Genomic DNA, 17068 nt, shown 5'->3' with positions numbered 1-17068 from the left:
GGCGGGGGCCGGGGTCCGGGGCGTGCCGAGGGCGAGGGCGTAGGCGCCGCGGGATGTACGGGAGCCGGGGCCGACCAGTTAGCCGCCGGTGCCGCGGATGTCGATGCCGGGGGCCAGGCGGCCCGCGGAGTTGGGGACGGCCGGGGTCGGCGGGCCGGAGAAGTACAGGTGGTGGCCGCCGCTCGGGGTGCGGACCGTGACGGTGGGCGGCAGGGTGAAGCGGTGCTCATCGGCCAGTAGTTGCAGGGCGGTGAGGCCGTCGGCGCCGTGCTTGGTGTCCAGGTCGATGCCGATGAGGTGGTGCGGGGAGACGCCGCAGGCGATGCCGTACGCGGTGGCCCAGGGCGCGGCCGCGAAGAGGCGGCGTACGGCGAGCGGGTCGGCGGTGGCGTCGTGGATGCCGTGCCCGGGGCGGCCGCAGGCGCCGCGGCACGGGCTGCCGACGGTCTGGTCGGCGTGGTGCGGGGAGCGTACGGCGGGGAGCTTGGCGCGGGTCAGCGGGATGACCGCATGGCCGCGGCCGGCCGCTATGAGGGCGTGGGTGAGCGCGGTGGTGTGGTGATCTTCGCGGAGGTAGAGGCCGTACGGGTGGTGCGGGCGGCCGGGCTGGTCGGCCGGGTGATCGGTCGACCGGTCGGTCGGCTGGTCGGTGGTGCGGGCGGAGTGGCTTCCGGCGGTCGTGTCCATGTTGGTCGAGCGAGGAGCGGCCATGACTTCATTTTCGTATGAGCGTTCGAATAAGAGAAGGGGAACGCGGCGTTCGCGACGGGAAGGACCGAAACCGCGCAGCCCGTACCGCCGCCCTCGCCGCCCTGCCCCTGGCGACCGCCCTCCTGGTCGGTGTGGCCCACGCCGACAACGGCGCGCTCGCGGGCAACGGGTCGAGCGCGGCGGTCACGAGCCTGGTCGGCAGCGGTGTCGGTCACAACAGCCACGGCAACTCGACCACCACGCAGCAGGTCGCGAACGGTCCCGGCGCGTCCAATCAGAACAACAACGCGAGCGTGATCGGTCGCGGCCTGACCCGCATCGATCAGACCAACGCCACGGTGAACTTCACCAACCTCTGGTGAGCCGGGGGCGCGTGGCCCGGCTGGGGTAACCGGTGACACCGACCGGCCCGCACCGCGCCTCTCTTGACAGCGAGGGGTTCCTGACGGACAGTCAGAAACTCCTCGTTACGTGTGCGGTACCGAGGTCGGGAGGAGGGGCTAGTGGGCGTGGCAGAAGAGGCGTCCTTACGCCGGAGAGGCGGCGCCGCGGACCGGCCAGTGCCCGACGACCTGCATGCCCGCCTGAAGGTTTTCGAAGGGCAGCCCGCCGTCACCGGTGGCACGGGCAAGGACCCCGTCAACGAGCCCATGATCCGCCACTGGTGTGAGGCCATGGGCGACGAGAACCCCGCCTACCAGGGCCCGTCCGCCATCGCCCCGCCCACCATGCTCCAAGCGTGGACGATGGGCGGCCTCTCCGGGCATGGGCGCCCCGGCTCCGGGCGCTCCTCCGCGTACGACGCGCTCTTCGCCCTGCTGGACGAGGCCGGCTGCACCTCGGTCGTCGCGACCGACTGCGAGCAGGAGTACCTGCGCCCGCTGCGCCCCGGCGAGCGGATCACCTTCGACGCCGTCATCGAGTCGGTGTCCCCGCGCAAGACGACGAAGCTGGGGACGGGGTACTTCGTCACGACCCGGATGGACGTACGGGCGGATGGCGATCTCGCCGGTACGCACCGTTTCCGCATCCTGAAGTACGCACCCGCCACCGTTCCGGAGCCACCCGCCACCGTTCCGGAGCCGCCCGCCACCACCCCGAAGCAGCCGGCCGACCACCCGCCGCCGGACCCCGCCCGTACCACCCCGAAGGCCCACCGCCCCCGCCCCGTGATCAATCGCGACAACGCCGGCTTCTGGGCCGGAGTGGCCGAGCGCAAGCTGCTCATCCAGCGCTGCACGGACTGCGCGACGCTCCGTTTCCCCTGGCTGCCGGGGTGCAATTACTGCGGCGGCGACGGCTGGGACACCATCGAGGCAGCCGGGCACGGCACGGTCTTCTCGTACGTCGTCATGCACCATCCGCCCTTCCCGGCCTTCGATCCGCCGTACGCCGTCGCACTGATCGAGCTGGCCGAAGGCGTACGGATGGTGGCCGACATGGTCGGCGTACCACCGGAGAAGGTGCGCATCGGCATGCCCGTACGCCTGGAGTTCCGAATCGTGGAGGACGACTTGGTGCTGCCCGTCTTCAACGGGAGCCAGCCCCCAGGCCCCTCCACCGGAAGCCAACGCCCAGACCCCTCCACCGAAAGCCACCCATGAACCCCGGCGACAACCTCCCCCCACTGACCATCCCCATAACCCGCACCCTCATCGTCGCGGGCGCGGTCGCCTCCCGGGACTACCAGGACGTGCACCACGACGCCGAGGCCGCCAGAGCCAAGGGTTCCCCCGACATCTTCATGAACATCCTGACCACGAACGGCCTCGTCGGCCGCTACATCACCGACTGCCTCGGCCCCCGCGCCGTCCTCCGCAAGGTGGCGATCCGGCTCGGCGTCCCCAACTACCCGGGCGATGAGCTGATGTTACGGGGGACGGTCCGCTCCCTGGACGGTGACACGGCCGAGGTGCGCGTCATCGGCACCAACCGCCTCGGCCACCACGTCACCGGCACGGTGACGGTGTCGGTGACGGTGCCCACCACCCGACCGCCGCTCCCGGAGCCCACCCCATGACCCTCCACCGTGCGGACACCCTGGGCGGCCGGGCCGCCGTCGTCGGCATCGGCGCGACCGAGTTCTCCAAGGACTCCGGCCGCAGCGAACTGAAGCTGGCCGTGGAAGCCGTACGGGCCGCCCTGGACGATGCCGGGCTAAGTCCCGCCGACGTCGACGGCATGGTCACCTTCACCATGGACACCAGCCCCGAGATCACCGTCGCGCAGGCGGCCGGGATCGGCGAGCTGTCCTTCTTCTCCCGCGTCCACTACGGCGGCGGCGCGGCCTGCGCCACGGTCCAGCAGGCGGCCCTCGCGGTCGCCGCCGGGATCGCCGAAGTCGTCGTCTGTTACCGGGCGTTCAACGAACGTTCGGGCCGCCGCTTCGGTGCCGGGGTGCAGCGGCGCGAGCCGTCCGCCGAAGGCGCGGCGCTCGGCTGGAACCTGCCCGCCGGACTGCTGACGCCCGCCTCCTGGGTCGCCATGGCGGCGCAGCGCTACCTGTACGCGTACGGGCTCACGCCGGAAGCGTTCGGGCAGGTCGCGGTCGTCGGCCGGCGCCATGCCGCACGTAACCCCGCCGCGTACTTCTACGGGAAACCGATCACCCTCGCGGACCACGCCGCGTCCCGCTGGATCGTCGAACCCCTGCGGCTGCTCGACTGCTGCCAGGAGACGGACGGCGGCCAGGCCCTCGTCGTCACCACGGTCGAACGGGCCCGTGACCTGCCGCACCCGCCCGCCGTGATCCGGGCCGCCGCACAGGGCGCGGGCCGCGCCCAGGAGCAGATGACCAGCTACTACCGGGACGATCTGACCGGGCTGCCGGAGTCGGCGGTCGTGGCGCGGCAGCTGTGGCGGACGAGCGGCCTGCGCCCGTCGGACATCGACGTGGGCATCCTCTACGACCATTTCACCCCGTTCGTGCTGATGCAGCTGGAGGAGTTCGGGTTCTGCGCGCCGGGCGAGGCGGCCGATTTCGTCGCCGCGGGCGGGCTGCCGCTCAACACGCACGGCGGACAGCTGGGCGAGGCGTATCTGCACGGCATGAACGGCATCGCCGAGGCGGTACGGCAGCTCCGCGGTACCTCCGTCAACCAGGTGCCGGGCGCGGCGCGCGTCCTGGTCACCGCCGGTACGGGCGTACCGACATCCGGGCTGGTGCTGGGGACAGACGGCTGAGATCCGCCCGCCCGCCCCAGTGGCACCCTCCAAGCACCCGTACGGCTGAATGCGCGCCCCTGCGGGCGTGTCCGGCGGGCCGCTCCCCGTACCCGCACTTTGACTCCCGGTATGGGATCAACAAAACGGATCATCCGACGGAGTGTGCTGCTCCCCAGCGTCCTGCTCACCGCCCTGCTCGGCCTGCTGGCCACCCTCCTCGCCCCGGCCGCCGGAGCGGAGCCCGAACGGACCTGGCCGCGGGGCCCGAACGTGTTCCAGGGCTGGGCGTTCGACACCTGCAAGACGCCGCCGCTGAGCACCTTGCAGGCCTGGAAGTCCGCCAAGTACCGCGGCATCGGCATCTACTTCGGCGGCCGCGGCCGGGCCTGCCCCACCCAGCCGAACCTCAGCGCCGGCTGGGTGCGCTCCGCCCACCGCTCGGGCTGGCGGCTGCTGCCGCTGTACGTCGGCTCGCAGGCGCCGTGCGTCGTCAACAAGAACAAGCGCAAGGTGACCATCCGCGGCAACCCGGCGCTGGTGGGCACGAGCGAGGGGCGGGACGCGGTACAGCGCGCGAAGGCGCTGGGCATCGCGCCGGGCAGCGCGCTGTACCTCGACATGGAGGCGTACAGCCTGCGCAACACTTCCTGTACGGGTACGACGCTCGGCTACATCAGGGCCTGGAACCGCGAGACCCGCCGCCTGGGCTACCTTCCCGGCTTCTACAGCAGTGCCGACTCCGGCGCGCGGCACATGGAGCGCGCGCGGCGGGCGGGCACCCGGGACCTGCCGTCGGTGATGTGGTTCGCGCGCTGGCACAGCAGGCCGAACCTGTACGGCGAGCCCGAGCTGTCCCGCCAGGCGTGGCGTCCGCACCTGCGTATCCACCAGTACGCGGGCAACGTGGCGGAGTCGCACGGCGGGCGCAGGCTGGTCATCGACCGCAACCAGGTGGACGCTCCGGTCGCCGTGATCCAGTAACCCCGGGCATAGCGGCAGCCCGGCTGCCGTTACGCCCGGCTGCCGATCGGGGCCCCGGCACACGGGGGCCGGGGCCCCGACGAAAGTGGTGGGCCGCCCTGACCGGAGTAGTGGGCCGCCTTGCCCTGAGTGCTGGACCGCCCTGACCAAAGTGGGAGCGGCACCCTGACGGGGGACGAGTGGCTGTCCGCCTTTAGGAGGTGGGGGCAGCACCACCTGTACAACCTGAGAGGGAGAGGGCTTCGGCACCTGGGGGCGATCCGGCGCGGCGCCTGTCGCTTCTAGCGTTGGAGCATGACCACGCCAGTGTGCACCAGCGCTTCCAGCGCCGCTGTGTTCCCGTCGTTCACGTCGTACGTACGGGCCCGCGGGCCGGTGCTGCTGCGGACCGCCCGCTCGCTCACCGCCAACCCGAGCGACGCCGAGGACCTGCTGCAGACCGCGCTGACCAAGACGTTCGTGGCGTGGGAGCGGATCGAGGACCACCGCGCGCTGGACGGCTACGTGCGCCGCGCCCTGCTGAACACCCGCACCTCGCAGTGGCGCAAGCGCAAGGTCGACGAGTTCGCCTGCGAGGAGATACCCGAGCCCGATCCGGTACCGGCCCCCGACCCGGCCGAGGCCCAGGTGCTGCGGGACGCGATGTGGCGGGCGGTGCTGCGGCTGCCCGCGCGGCAGCGGGCCATGGTGGTGCTGCGGTATTACGAGGACCTGAGCGAGGCGCAGACCGCGGAGGTGCTCGGGGTCTCCGTCGGTACGGTCAAGAGCGCGGTCTCCCGGGCCCTGGCCAAGCTCCGCGAGGACCCTGAGCTGGCGATCGCGGCCTGAGACGCCCCCGGCGTCCCTTCCGGCCTCTCACACCAGCCGCACCGCATCCCCCTGCCGGATTCGCCCCGGCCGTACGACCTGGGCGTACACCCCCGCGCACGGCTGCGGTCCCGTGCCTTCCAGCGGCACCACCCGGTTGTGCCGCGCGGGCACGCGCAGCGCGTCCGGGTCGCGCGGCAGCCTGCCGTGTTCCAGCGTCGGTACGGCGCACCGCGGCGTGCGGGCCACGATGCGGAGGGTGAGTTCGTCACCGATGCGCAGCTCGTGGCCGGGCCAGTCGTTCTCGACGAAGCCGGCGGCCTCGGTACGGATGACGATGTTGGGCCGGTAGCGCTCGGCCTCGACGGTGGTGGCGCGCGGACCCAGCTCGGTGATCCGGTCGAGGGTGGCGCGGGTGATCAGGTGCAGCGGCGCGTAGTCGAAGAAGGTGCCGGGCGGCGCCTGCGAGGCGATCTCCAGGGTCTCGTTCCCCACCTCGGCGGCCGCTCCGGCCTCCAGGACCTCCTCGGGCCGTGAGCGCTCCAGGGTTGCCTTTTCGGGCGGGGTGTCGGTCAGGGTGACGGGCTGGCCCAAGTGCGCGGAGAGGGTCTTGTCCACGTGTGCGTCGGTGGACCGTACGGTCCGGCCGGAGGGCAGCGTGATCCGTACGGCACCGTCGATGATCTCGGCCCGCAACTTCAGCAAGTCGCGCCACAGCCGGGGATTCTTGGCGCTGGCGACCTGGCCGGATGTCTCATGCACCAGCGCGAGCCCGCGATCCCCCGCCAGCCCGCGGACATCCGCCACAGCGTCCGGAACCTCCTCGCCCAGCAGCGATTTCACCGGATAACGCCACAGCGTGGTCACCGTTCCCACCATCGTCCCCATACCTCCAGGCTGCCACGACCGTAGTGCCCGAGACTCCTGATTTCTTGGTGCGGGGGTCATATACCGCGTGATAAGTGGACAGCGCCGCCGGAGACTGCGAGCCATGAGTCACGGGATACGGGGGGTATGGGGGCACGGGCGGTATGGGGGGTACGGAAGGTACAGGGGATACGGGGACACGGGAGGTACAGGGAACACGGGGGTACGGGGGTTACGGACCCGTGAGATCCCACCGCCGCCCGTCGGGAATGTGCCACGCGTAGCGCCGTCCACCCGGCTCGCAGGCGTAGCCGAACTGATCCTGCGCAGGACAGCCGTGATCGTTCCACCACCGCCACACGCTCTCCACCGTCGCCCAGAGATCGTCTGCTCCGCCGTAGGTGACGGTGCCGGGGTGGTGTTCCCCGGCGATCAGTGACCGGGCCCAGGCCCCGTCGCGCCGCTGGAGCTGGAGCGACAGGGCGCCGTCGTCGGCGCAGTGGTAGACGAGTTCGGCGTACGGCAGGTGGAAGGCCAGCAGCAGCCGGAAGGGGTAGTGGTTGCGCAGGTCCGCCCCGGTGACGGTGGTGGGCCGGACGGCGGTTTCCGGTGCGTACGGGGGCCGGAGCTTGCGGGGGTAGGTGTGGGCGTCACCGCGGGACGCCATGAAGCGGCCGGTGGTCCTGGTGAAGCGTCCGGTGGCGTGGGGCCCGTCGACGGCGACGCGGACGAGGCCGCCCTCGATGCCGAGGTCCAGGTCGGTGACGATGGCGCCGCCGGGGCGCGTCGCGTGGAGCCACGCGGCGGGCACGGACCGTACGGAACAGGTGGCGATGACGCGGTCGAAGCCGGTCGCGTCGGGATGGCCGGACCGGGCGTCGTGGACGGTGAGGCGGGGGGTGTGGCCGAGGCTCGCCAAGCGGGTACGGGCGGCGTCGGCGAGGGCGGGGGCGATGTCGCTGGAGTGGACGAGACGGGAGCCCAGGCGGGTGCACAGGAGGGCGGTGAGGTATCCGGTACCGGTGCCCACGTCCCAGACCCGGTGGCCGTCGTGGACGTCGAGTTCTTCCAGCATGCCGGCCATGAGGTGCGGCGCGGTGCTGGACGAGGTGGGCAGACCGGTCCAGGTGCGGTCGCCGATCCGTTCGGCGGTGGCGGGGTCGAGGGCGGTGACGAGAGTGCGGTCGCTGTAGGCGGCGGTGTACCACGCGTCCCGGTCCAGGCCCTGGTCGGAGGCGTCGCGCAGGCGCCACGCGGTGATGCCCCGGTCCGTGGTCTCCTGCTCGTACCAGCGCGGCACGAAGACGTGGCGGGGTACGGAGGCGAAGACCCGCGCCCACTCGGGGGTACGGAGCGCGCCGGCCTCTTCGAGTGTGGTGACGAGGGCGGCGAGCCGGGGCCGTACGTCGTCGGTGGGGGAGGCGTTCACGGCGCCACTCCTTGCAGTTCGTCGGCGATGGCTTCGGCGATGGGAAGCCCGGTGTGGTGCTGGATCCAGTCCCACTGGCCGCACGGATTGGCTTCGAGGAACGTCCACTCGCCGGTGGGCGGCACGACGAAGTCGCAGGCGGCGAAGCGCAGACCGAGACGGCTGGTCAGGCGGCGTACGGCTTGCGCGACGCGGTCCGGGGCGCGGGTGGGCGTGTAGGTGAGGGCGGGGTAGTCGCTGCGCCAGTCCTCGTACGCTTGCGGGCTGCCCGCGTGGATCTCTGCCGCGAACAGGCGGCGGCCCACGACGGTCAGGCGGACCTCGTACGCCTTGTCCACCCACGCCTGGAAGAGGTGGGCGGTGGTCTCGACGCCGGAGAGGTCGGCGAGGTCATCGGCGGAGAGGCGGCGGGTGTAGACGGTCTTGAGTTGATCGCCCTCGATGAAGACGGGACTGGCGACGGGCTTGGAAACGATCGGACCCCCGATGTCGTCGGCGAACGAGCGGACGGCGGACGGGTCGTTGGTGATCAGCGTCGGGGGTACGGTCAGGCCGCAGTCGCGTGCCATCGCGAGTTGCAGCGGCTTGTACTCGGCGCGGGCCATGGCAGCGGGATGACTGACCCAACGGCACTCCAGCGCCGTGAGAATGCCCCCGAGACCGGCCCTCGCCTGAGCCGCGGCGAAACGGTGTTCCGGGCCGGACATGCCGGTGGGGAATCGGAAGGCGTTGGGGGCGCGGAAGTAGGCCGCGGTGATCGCGTCGAGCCTCACGGTGCGGTGGGCGTTGGACAGCCACCCGCCCCAACCGTGCACTGCTGTACGGCCGTTCAGCGCGACCTGCTGGGGGAATTCGGCGACGTCGAGACGGAACACGTCGGCGCCCCGGCCGGTCAGCATGCGTACGACGCGGTCGGTGGGCCAGTCATCGCGGGCCGCGATGACGAGGATGGACATCAGTCCTTCGGCCCCTCGTCGAGTGGCGGAGGATTGGTCAAGGACCCGTCCGGAACGGTCGGATCGTGGGTGTTGGCGAAGGGGAGCGATTCCCCGAACAGCCCGACGGACACCTGCGATACGGCGTCGTACGTGGCGGCCGGCCGTACGGTGGCCTTGGCGGCGTCGGGGACGCGGGCGAACCGGAGAATCCACGGGCGGGTGGTAGGCCCGCTGGGCCCCTCGCCGCTGTACGGAACCGGTCCGCCCTCAGCCGCGACCGGAAACCCTTCCCGCGGGTGCGCAATTGTCGTCACAGCGTCTTTCCTTCCCTTACGGGTGAGCCCTTTTACGGGCATGCGTAGACCTGCTGCGGTGGTGCCGATGGGTCCCCTCCCCGGCATGGTTTTAGGAGAAATCAGCGGGGGAGGGGATTTACGGAGCCCTCATGCCGGTGGCTATGAGAGGCGTACGCCGGGAGAAACGGCGTCGCGCTGTGACCGTAGCGTCACGCGTCCGCCCACTGCAAGGGTGCTACGGAGCACGGTTGCCTACCGGCATATGACAAAGCCCCTCCACCGTTCGGTGTGAGGGGCCTAACCGCTGGTCGTACGCCGTTCTTACAACAAGTGATCGAAATTCCCGGCCTTCACGCCCGTGATGAACGCCGCAAACTTGCCCCGGTTGGCGATCGCTATCGCGTTCGGGTTGTCACTCTCGCGGATGAAGACCTCTTCCCCCCTCCTCGCTATCTCGACACAGTTCTCGCCTCCTGCTCCGGAGAACGATGACTTCTGCCACTGCTGTTCCATGCCTGGGTTTCTCACAGTTCTCGCGCGATGTGATGGATGAGATTCCGGGATTCGTCTGCGTCGAGTGATGCTTTCTCGGCAGTGTCGAGCAATGCCCGGTATCGTTTCAGTTCAGCCTCGGCGTCCAGAAAGCGGCCCCCGAAGGCGCTGTCGATCTGAACGGAGTCCAGTTGCGGCACGACGCCGTTTGCGTACAGTACTGGCTGCGTTGCCTCGATGAAGTCTTCGCAAGTGAACGGGATCACGCGAACGCCCACGTTCGGCAGCTCAGACGCGGTGATCAGGTGTTCGAGTTGAGCGCGTACCACTTTGCGCCCGCCAAAACGCATGCGCAGCGCCGCCTCGTGAATGATGGCGGTGAAATGCGGCGGATCGTCGCGCTCAAGGACGCCGCGGCGACGCATTCGGTGCTCAACTCGCGTATCGAGCTCTTCGGGCGGCAGGGCGGGAATGTGCCCGCGATAGATGGCGCGTGCGTAATCCTCCGTCTGGAATATCCCAGGGATGTTCACCGACTGCATCGACCGCATGCGCGTCGCGTGGTGCTCCAGTTCGGCGATGTCGAGAAAGCCGGGCGCCAGTCGACCGCGGTACTCATCCCACCAGAACTGCCCCCGGTGCTCCGTTGCGATGGCGCAGAGGGCGTCGATGAGCGGGGCGTCGTCGCAGGAGTAAAAGGTGGCGAGCCGGGTGAGCCGCTCGACCGAGACACGGATGCGACCGGCCTCGATGTGGCTGATCTTGGCCTGGTCGGTAGACAGCAGGCCGGCGGCTTCACGTGCGGTCCTGCCCGCGGCCTCGCGCATCTTCCGCAGCTCGGCACCCAAGCGCGCCTGCCGTGCGGTCGGGTTGTCCCTCGCTGGCATGTCACCGTCCCCAATTTCCTTGAGTCTGCCGCGTAACGGTGTCACGGGTCCACCGGTCGGCACTAGTGGGGTGGGCACCCTTGCTACGGGGCATGTATGCCACTAGCTTCGTGGTCAGCACTCGCGCCACACGCCACATCGCCGAAGTGCAGCCGCTCGCGTGCGCCTTCGGGCGTGCCCCTGGGGGGTGGTCGGGCCACGGCAGCGCGTAACGCGCAACACCGCGTTGGGAGACGTAGCCATGACTCTCGCACCCCCGAAACCCCCCACCACACTCCCCGAAGCGCCCCACTCCTTCCGGTTCGACCTGGTCAGCGGCGTGACCGCGCCGGAGATCGCCCGGACCGTGGTGGCCGACCTGATGAACCTGACCGGCAACAGCGAACTCGTCGCCGACGCACGGCTGTTGGTCAGCGAGCTGGTCACGAACGTACACCTGCACACTGACACCGCCGTCGTACGCCTCGACGTGGCCGTACACCTCACGTCCGTACGCGTGACCGTGTGGGACGACGCGCCCGGCAGCCGCCTCCTGAGCCTGCCCGCCCTGGTCGATGGCGGGTCGGGGCGGGGCCTGCTCCTGGTCGAAGCGTTGGCGTCGCGGTGGGGTGTCTACCGGCCCAACATCAACACCCGTCGGCGTAAGGGGGTGTGGTTCGCGCTCGACCGCGGGAGCGGCGCTCCGTAACCGAAAACGGCCACGGGCAGGCAGTCGTACGCAGCCGCAGTCAGTCGGCGTCGGCATCCTCACCGGCTGCCTGCCAACCGGCCATGGACACCTCCTCATCGCGCAGCTCCCACCCGGGCGCTGTGCCTGGGGGAGGGCCGGCGACCACCCGCAGGTGGAACGGGCGGTAGTCGTCGTTCGGGTCCTCGACGGTGAACCCGGCGCCCGTCAGGATCGCGGATATCGCGTGCATCATCGCGGCCGATATCTCGCCGGGACGCCGTAGAACGGGATCGTCCATCAACCGGAGGCGGAGGGCGCGGGTCGCGCACTGCCGCAGGCGTGGACTGGCCTCCCAGTCCACATACACACCACCGGCGGCGTCCGCCCCGTCGTCGACTTCCACCTCGGCGCCGCCGGCCAGTACGTGACTCAATCCGGGCGCCAGTACGGGGAGCCCGGCCGCGGCCAGCTCATCGCGCACCTTCGACGCCAGCGCCTCCAGGCGCGCGACCTCTTCCGCACTCACCTTCTCGAACATCTGCTCAATTTACTCACCGCGACCCGTCACCGGGAACAACGTGCCCAGCGGCGGGCGCGTAGCTGTCAGTGGGCTCCCTACGGAAGCGACGGTCGTACCGTCAAGGCATGGGTGGAATAAATGAACGCGACATTGGGGCCGTTCGGGATCTCTACGCAACGGCCCTCGAACGAGCGACGGAAGCTGCGGAGGAAGGCCGTGGTGCTGACGCCAACGGCTTCTTGCAGATCTATCTTTCGTTACGAGACGCAGTCGCTGACCTGCAAAGGCCGAGCTCGGCGATCCTCGACATGCATGCACCGGGTGGGGCAACCCCCTTGAACGAGTGGGGGGAGTAGGCCCCGTGGACGAGGTCAGTCGGGGGATGATCAGCCGACCACCGTTTCAGGCCCTCCGCCGCAGGGCGTGCGCCACGTGCGGCGGGCCCGTGAACAGGGTCCGCGGGTCAACGCCGACGGCATGCTGATCGGGGAGCGGGACACGCTCCTCACCGCCGAGCGAAACGCGACCAGCCGGCAACTCGTCCGGCGGGTGGCAATCATCCGAAACGGCGAACATGGCGAAGATGGCCTGATCGAGACCGGCCCCACGGGGGCGCAGCCCCCACCCCGTACCGCTCACCGGCGGTGTAGCGCGGTCGTCGCGTACCCGGACCACGGCCGAATCGGCACTGTTCGGGTAGTGACATACCGCGAGAAACACCAGGACAATCGCCAGGAACTTACCCGCGCGTAACAGGCGCACCCTATGGGGAGGCTCCCGGTGCAGAGCACGATGCAAGACGTATCCCTGCTGGTTTCGAGGATCTTGACGCACGGCGCGACGATCCACGGAAAGGCCGAGGCGATCACCTGGACCGGTGAGGGCGAGCCGCACCGCCGCAGTTACGCGGAGATCGGCGCACGTGCCGCCCAGCTCGCGCACGCGCTGCGCGACGAACTCGGTGTCGACGGGGACGAACGCGTCGCCACGCTCATGTGGAACAACGCCGAGCACCTGGAGGCGTACCTCGCCATCCCCTCCATGGGCGCCGTGCTGCACACCCTCAACCTGCGGCTGCCCGTCGAGCAGCTGGTGTGGATCGTCAACCACGCCGGCGACCGGGTCGTCCTGGTCAACGGCTCGCTGCTGCCGCTGCTGGCACCGCTGCTGCCGCACCTGCCGGCGGTCGAGCACGTCGTCGTGGCGGGGCCCGGCGACCGTTCCGTACTGGACGGCGTACGGCCGCGCGTCCACGAATACGAGGACCTGATCGCGGGCCGTGCGCAGCAGTACGACTGGCCGGAGCTGGACGAACGGCAGGCCGCCGCGCTCTGCTACACCTCCGGTACGACCGGCGACCCGAAGGGGGTCGCCTACAGTCACCGGTCCCTCTACCTGCACTCCATGCAGGTCAACAACGCGGAGGCGTTCGCGCTCGGCGGCAAGGACATCGCGCTGCCGGTAGTGCCCATGTTTCACGTGAACGCGTGGGGCCTGCCGCACGCCTCCTTCATGGCGGGCGCCTCGCTGCTGATGCCGGACCGCTTCCTCCAGCCCGCGCCGCTGGCCGAGATGATCGAGACCGTACGGCCGACCATCGCCGCCGCCGTACCCACCATCTGGCAGGGCCTGCTCGGCGAGCTGGACGCCACGAAGCGCGACGTCACCTCGCTGCGCAACGTCGTCATCGGCGGCTCCGCGTGTCCGCCGTCCCTGATGCGCGCCTTCGAGGAGCGGCACGGGCTGCGCGTGGTGCACGCCTGGGGCATGACCGAAACCTCGCCGCTCGGCTCGGTCTCGCACCCGCCGGCCGGCGTGAGCGGCGAGGCGGAGTGGGCCTACCGCGCCATGCAGGGCCGTTTCCCCGCCTCGGTGGAGGCGCGTCTGATCGGCCCCGGCGGCGAACAGCTGCCGTGGGACGGGGAGTCGGCGGGCGAGCTGGAGGTGCGCGGGCCGTGGATCGCGGGCGCGTACTACGGCGGCGCGGACGGCGCCGATCTGCGCCCCGAGGACAAGTTCAGCCCCGACGGCTGGCTGCGCACCGGCGATGTCGGAACGATCACGTCGGACGGCTATCTGACGCTGACCGACCGGGCCAAGGACGTGATCAAGTCCGGCGGCGAGTGGATCTCGTCCGTCGAGCTGGAGAACCACCTGATGGCCCACCCGGAGATCGCGGAGGCCGCAGTGGTGGCCGTACCGGACGAGAAGTGGGGCGAGCGCCCGCTGGCCGCCGTGGTGCTGCGGGAGGGCGCGAGCGCGGCCTTCGAGGAGCTGCGGGCCTTCCTCGGCGAGCGGGTGGCCCGCTGGCAGCTGCCGGAGCGGTGGACGGTGGTGCCGTCCGTACCGAAGACGAGCGTCGGCAAGTTCGACAAGAAGGTACTGCGCAAGCAGTACGCGGATGGGGAGTTGACGGTTACGCGGGTGGGGTGAGAGGAGCTGGCGGTTACGCGGGGGGTGGAGTGAGGCGGCGACGTACGGGAGGCGGCTTTCGCGCGGCCGAACCCGGCTGCGGTGCCGGCTTCGCGTTGCGCAGCCGGATGCCGCTGAAACCCAGCGTGCTGGTGATCACCTCGTTCCAGAAGCCCCACAGGTTGTCGAGCACGCGGAGCTGGATTCCGGCGTCCCGGTGCAGCTTCAGCAGGTCGCCCACCGGCTCGGGCGGTTCGAGCGGTACGACGGGCTCCGTCGCCACGACGGCGCTCGGTACCGGTTCACCGAACGGGCGGAAGCCGTCGGCCGGGAGCCGGTAGGCGAACAGCTCGGTGGTACGCAGGCGGTCCAGCCAGTCGTACTCGATCGCGTGTACCCGCTCGCCGCCACCCGGCCCGAGGACGCGGGCGCGGTCCGCTGCGGTCGTACCCGGCACCGTCCAGGCCATGGCCCGCGGGCACTGGCGCGGAAACCAGTAGTCCGGCGCCCGGCCGCCGTCGACGGCCCAGACGTACGCCTCGGACTGCTGCCGGGCTGTCCGGGCGACATGCGGGACGAAGCGCGTGATCGCGGGGTCTTCGGAGAAATGCAGGACTTCACCGGGGCCGGGGCGCATGGGGCGTTTCTACCGCAGGAGGGCGGCGGGCCACCACGGAATTCGGCGTGACGGGGCGGCCGACGCCGCCCCGTCACCGCTCAGTTCGTACCGATCTTCGCGAGCAGGTCGACGATCCGGGCCTGGACCTCCGCGCTCGTGGAGCGCTCGGCCAGGAAGAGGACGGTCTCGCCCGCCGCGAGGCGCGGGAGCTGGGCCGGGTCCAGGTCGGCCGAGGTGTAGACGACCAGCGGAGTGCGGTTGAGCAGGCCGTTCGAACGCAGCCAGTCGACAATCCCGGCCCGGCGGCGGCGCACCTGCATCAGGTCCATGACCACCAGGTTCGGCCGCATCTGGGCCGCCAGGTTCACCGCGTCCGCGTCCGTCGCCGCCCGCGCGACCTGCATGCCGCGCCGCTCCAGCGAGGCGGTCAGCGCTCCGGCGACCGCGTCGTTCTCCTCGGTCAGCAGGACCCGCGGCGGGTGCTGCTCGCTGTCGCGCGGCGCCAGCGCCTTCAGGAGTACGGCCGGGTCGGCACCGTACGCGGCCTCCCGCGTCGCCTGGCCGAGTCCGGCCGTCACCAGCACCGGCACCTCGGCCGCCACCGCCGCCGTACGCAGCGACTGCAGGGCGGTACGGGTGATCGGCCCGGTCAGCGGGTCGACGAACAGCGCCGCCGGGTACGCGGCGATCTGCGCGTCCACCTCCTCGCGGGAGTTGACGATGACCGGGCGGTAGCCGCGGTCGCTCAGCGCCTGCTGGGTGGAGACGTCCGGCGCGGGCCAGACCAGCAGCCGGCGCGGGTTGTCCAGCGGCTCCGGCGGCAACTCGTCGTCCATCGGCTGCGGCTGCGGCTCGGTCACCTCGACGGCACCGTTCGGGCCGTCCAGCGGCTCCGGCCCCTCGCTGCCCTCGTCGGGCGCGGAGACGGCGAATGCGCGGCCTTCGGAGGAGTTCAGCAAGTGCTGCTGTGGGTGCTGGTGCTGGTGCTGGTGGTTCTGCTGGTGCGGTGGTTGCTGCGGCTGGCCCTGGCCCTGGCTCTGACCCTGGCCCGGTGCCTGGGCGCCGGGCTGCGGGTGCGGGCGGGCCTCGGCGGCGTCGGCCGCACGCTCGGCCTCCTGCGGCGGCTGGGCCAGCTTGCGGCGGCGCCCCGAGCCGGCTGCGGGGGTGCCGGGCGCGGGGGCGGCCGGGCGCTGCTGGTCGGCGATCTGCTGCGAGAACGGCACGCCCTGCCCGAGCGTCCGCACGCTGAACGCGCGTCCGTGGGAGTGCCCCGCGGCGGGACCGCCCGCCGCGTCGTCACCCTCGGCCGCCTCCGGCGAAGCGGACGCGGGCATCGGCTGCCGGGGCGCGACCGGGTCCGGTACGGGCTGCTGGGGCGCGCCGGGGGTGTCGGCGGTGGCGGGCTGGTTGGACTGGTTGAGCTGGTTGGGCTGTACGGGGTGGCTGGGCTGACCAGGACGTACCGGCTGACCGGGCTGGGCCTGCGGCTCTACCGGCTGCCCCTGGCTCTGGTTCTGCCCCTGCTCCTGTCCCCCCGCTTCCGCCGGGCTGGGCCGTCCACGCCGCCGCCCAGTAGGCACAGGCTGGCCTTCCCCGGCCGCCGGAGTGCCTACGGGGCCGAGACCGGCCACCGGAGCGCCTACGGGGCCGGAACCAGCCACCGAAGTACCCGCAGGACCGGAACCGGAACCGCCCACCGGCCCATCCCCCACAGGATGCGCGACCAGGCCCTCCGGACCGGCGACGAACGTCCCCGTCGACTCCGAATCGGCCATCGCGGCAGCCGCCCGCTCCTCGGCAGCGGCTCGCCGCGCACGGCGTCGCCCGGTCGGCTCGGTGGTGCCCCAATCGCCCTCGGGGACGCCGGAGTCGGCCGTCACCCCGGCCATCCCGGCCTGCTCGCCAACGGCCTCCGTGGCAGCCGTACGCGCGCGGCGGCGACCCGTACCCGGGCTCGCTTCCGTACCCGTAGCCGTATTCGTACCCGTACCGCCACCGCCAGCGCCCCCGCTACCGCCCTGCGGCCCGGCGGCCTGGCCGGGCAGGACCGGCAGTGCGGGCAGGGGGGACTGCGGAAGCTGGTCGGCGGCGGCCGGCGGCAGCGCGAACGCCGGGTTCTGGTTACGGGCCGCGGCCTGCGGTGCCTGCGGCTGGTTCGGGATCGGCCGCTCGGCCGTGTCGGCCAGCGTCCGGCGTGCCCGGCGCCCGGTCGGCTGGGCCTGACCGCCCTGGGCCGCCTGGCCCGGTCCCTGCGGGCTGCCCGCGACCGCCGGG

General features: G+C 71.3%; 16 protein-coding genes and 2 pseudogenes. 8 read left to right on the top strand and 10 right to left on the bottom strand.

Annotated features, from left to right (window positions below):
* Nucleotides 1-711 (bottom strand): annotated as a pseudogene (locus tag IH45_RS01000000144620) (bifunctional DNA primase/polymerase); the annotation flags it as partial.
* 14 nt (nt 712-725) lie between these two features.
* Here IH45_RS01000000144620 and IH45_RS0139740 point away from each other — a divergent pair.
* From IH45_RS0139740 to IH45_RS0139715, 6 genes are all read left to right on the top strand, one after another.
* Nucleotides 726-1073, top strand: a complete 348-nt coding sequence (locus tag IH45_RS0139740; protein ID WP_050515518.1) for a hypothetical protein — start codon at nt 726-728, stop codon at nt 1071-1073.
* 198 nt (nt 1074-1271) lie between these two features.
* A complete protein-coding gene (locus IH45_RS0139735; protein WP_050515517.1) occupies nt 1272-2315 on the top strand; it encodes a bifunctional MaoC family dehydratase N-terminal/OB-fold nucleic acid binding domain-containing protein in 1044 nt (347 codons plus the stop codon).
* Nucleotides 2312-2731: a MaoC family dehydratase gene (locus IH45_RS0139730; RefSeq protein ID WP_030680882.1), complete on the top strand. Its 420-nt coding sequence runs from the start codon at nt 2312-2314 to the stop codon at nt 2729-2731. The genes IH45_RS0139735 and IH45_RS0139730 overlap by 4 nt, the downstream gene beginning before the upstream one ends.
* Nucleotides 2728-3894 (top strand): lipid-transfer protein, encoded by a 1167-nt coding sequence (locus tag IH45_RS0139725; RefSeq protein ID WP_030680879.1) that lies wholly within the window; start codon nt 2728-2730, stop codon nt 3892-3894. Before IH45_RS0139730 ends, IH45_RS0139725 begins: the two co-directional genes overlap by 4 nt.
* Nucleotides 3895-4038: 144 nt before the next feature.
* On the top strand, nt 4039-4857 hold the full coding sequence (locus IH45_RS0139720; protein WP_324607979.1) for a DUF1906 domain-containing protein: 819 nt from the start codon (nt 4039-4041) through the stop codon (nt 4855-4857).
* 294 nt (nt 4858-5151) lie between these two features.
* Nucleotides 5152-5685: a SigE family RNA polymerase sigma factor gene (locus IH45_RS0139715; RefSeq protein WP_030680873.1), complete on the top strand. Its 534-nt coding sequence runs from the start codon at nt 5152-5154 to the stop codon at nt 5683-5685.
* Nucleotides 5686-5712: 27 nt separating this feature from the next.
* Here IH45_RS0139715 and IH45_RS0139710 read toward each other — a convergent pair whose 3' ends face one another.
* The 6 genes from IH45_RS0139710 to IH45_RS0139685 form a co-directional block, all read right to left on the bottom strand.
* Nucleotides 5713-6552 (bottom strand): MOSC domain-containing protein, encoded by an 840-nt coding sequence (locus IH45_RS0139710; RefSeq protein WP_234440859.1) that lies wholly within the window; start codon nt 6550-6552, stop codon nt 5713-5715.
* A 211-nt stretch (nt 6553-6763) separates the two neighbouring features.
* Nucleotides 6764-7960 carry a methyltransferase domain-containing protein gene (locus IH45_RS0139705; protein WP_030680868.1) on the bottom strand — a complete coding sequence of 399 codons (1197 nt, stop codon included), beginning with the start codon at nt 7958-7960 and terminating at the stop codon, nt 6764-6766.
* Entirely contained in the window at nt 7957-8916 is a 960-nt protein-coding gene (tgmB, locus tag IH45_RS0139700) for an ATP-grasp ribosomal peptide maturase (protein WP_030680865.1), read from the bottom strand. The genes IH45_RS0139705 and tgmB overlap by 4 nt, the downstream gene beginning before the upstream one ends.
* Nucleotides 8916-9212 carry a hypothetical protein gene (locus tag IH45_RS0139695; protein WP_030680863.1) on the bottom strand — a complete coding sequence of 99 codons (297 nt, stop codon included), beginning with the start codon at nt 9210-9212 and terminating at the stop codon, nt 8916-8918. The genes tgmB and IH45_RS0139695 overlap by 1 nt, the downstream gene beginning before the upstream one ends.
* Nucleotides 9213-9515: 303 nt before the next feature.
* Nucleotides 9516-9707 carry a DUF397 domain-containing protein gene (locus IH45_RS0139690; protein WP_030680860.1) on the bottom strand — a complete coding sequence of 64 codons (192 nt, stop codon included), beginning with the start codon at nt 9705-9707 and terminating at the stop codon, nt 9516-9518.
* A gap of 11 nt (nt 9708-9718) precedes the next feature.
* A complete protein-coding gene (locus IH45_RS0139685) occupies nt 9719-10573 on the bottom strand; it encodes a helix-turn-helix domain-containing protein (protein WP_030680855.1) in 855 nt (284 codons plus the stop codon).
* 241 nt (nt 10574-10814) lie between these two features.
* Here IH45_RS0139685 and IH45_RS0139680 point away from each other — a divergent pair, with 241 nt between their 5' ends.
* Nucleotides 10815-11261: an ATP-binding protein gene (locus IH45_RS0139680; RefSeq protein WP_050515516.1), complete on the top strand. Its 447-nt coding sequence runs from the start codon at nt 10815-10817 to the stop codon at nt 11259-11261.
* 40 nt (nt 11262-11301) lie between these two features.
* Here IH45_RS0139680 and IH45_RS0139675 read toward each other — a convergent pair whose 3' ends face one another.
* Nucleotides 11302-11781: a hypothetical protein gene (locus IH45_RS0139675; RefSeq protein ID WP_030680852.1), complete on the bottom strand. Its 480-nt coding sequence runs from the start codon at nt 11779-11781 to the stop codon at nt 11302-11304.
* A 762-nt stretch (nt 11782-12543) separates the two neighbouring features.
* Here IH45_RS0139675 and IH45_RS0139665 point away from each other — a divergent pair.
* On the top strand, nt 12544-14196 hold the full coding sequence (locus IH45_RS0139665; RefSeq protein ID WP_030680848.1) for a long-chain fatty acid--CoA ligase: 1653 nt from the start codon (nt 12544-12546) through the stop codon (nt 14194-14196).
* Between the two features lie 13 nt (nt 14197-14209).
* On the opposite strand, the gene IH45_RS0139660 is transcribed toward IH45_RS0139665, so the two are convergent.
* Complete coding sequence (locus IH45_RS0139660) at nt 14210-14812, bottom strand: DUF6886 family protein (protein ID WP_030680846.1); 603 nt, start codon at nt 14810-14812, stop codon at nt 14210-14212.
* 80 nt (nt 14813-14892) lie between these two features.
* Nucleotides 14893-17068 (bottom strand): annotated as a pseudogene (locus IH45_RS1000000147420) (PAS domain S-box protein); the annotation flags it as partial.

This window comes from Streptomyces rimosus subsp. rimosus, assembly GCF_000720725.1.
Lineage (GTDB): Bacteria > Actinomycetota > Actinomycetes > Streptomycetales > Streptomycetaceae > Streptomyces > Streptomyces rimosus_A.
The sequence above is the reverse complement of the archived record's forward strand: the minus strand, read 5'-3'. Positions and strand labels throughout refer to the sequence as shown.

Bases quoted from the DNA above. Each gene is read 5' to 3' on its own strand.
- tgmB (WP_030680865.1), bottom strand. From the start codon at position 8,916: ATGTCCATCCTCGTCATCGCGGCCCGCGATGACTGGCCCACCGACCGC.
- IH45_RS0139725 (WP_030680879.1), top strand. From the start codon at position 2,728: ATGACCCTCCACCGTGCGGACACCCTGGGCGGCCGGGCCGCCGTCGTC.
- IH45_RS0139690 (WP_030680860.1), bottom strand. From the start codon at position 9,707: ATGGAACAGCAGTGGCAGAAGTCATCGTTCTCCGGAGCAGGAGGCGAG.
- IH45_RS0139710 (WP_234440859.1), bottom strand. From the start codon at position 6,552: ATGGGGACGATGGTGGGAACGGTGACCACGCTGTGGCGTTATCCGGTG.
- IH45_RS0139730 (WP_030680882.1), top strand. From the start codon at position 2,312: ATGAACCCCGGCGACAACCTCCCCCCACTGACCATCCCCATAACCCGC.
- IH45_RS0139680 (WP_050515516.1), top strand. From the start codon at position 10,815: ATGACTCTCGCACCCCCGAAACCCCCCACCACACTCCCCGAAGCGCCC.
- IH45_RS0139740 (WP_050515518.1), top strand. From the start codon at position 726: ATGAGCGTTCGAATAAGAGAAGGGGAACGCGGCGTTCGCGACGGGAAG.
- IH45_RS0139660 (WP_030680846.1), bottom strand. From the start codon at position 14,812: ATGCGCCCCGGCCCCGGTGAAGTCCTGCATTTCTCCGAAGACCCCGCG.
- IH45_RS0139715 (WP_030680873.1), top strand. From the start codon at position 5,152: ATGACCACGCCAGTGTGCACCAGCGCTTCCAGCGCCGCTGTGTTCCCG.
- IH45_RS0139685 (WP_030680855.1), bottom strand. From the start codon at position 10,573: ATGCCAGCGAGGGACAACCCGACCGCACGGCAGGCGCGCTTGGGTGCC.
- IH45_RS0139675 (WP_030680852.1), bottom strand. From the start codon at position 11,781: ATGTTCGAGAAGGTGAGTGCGGAAGAGGTCGCGCGCCTGGAGGCGCTG.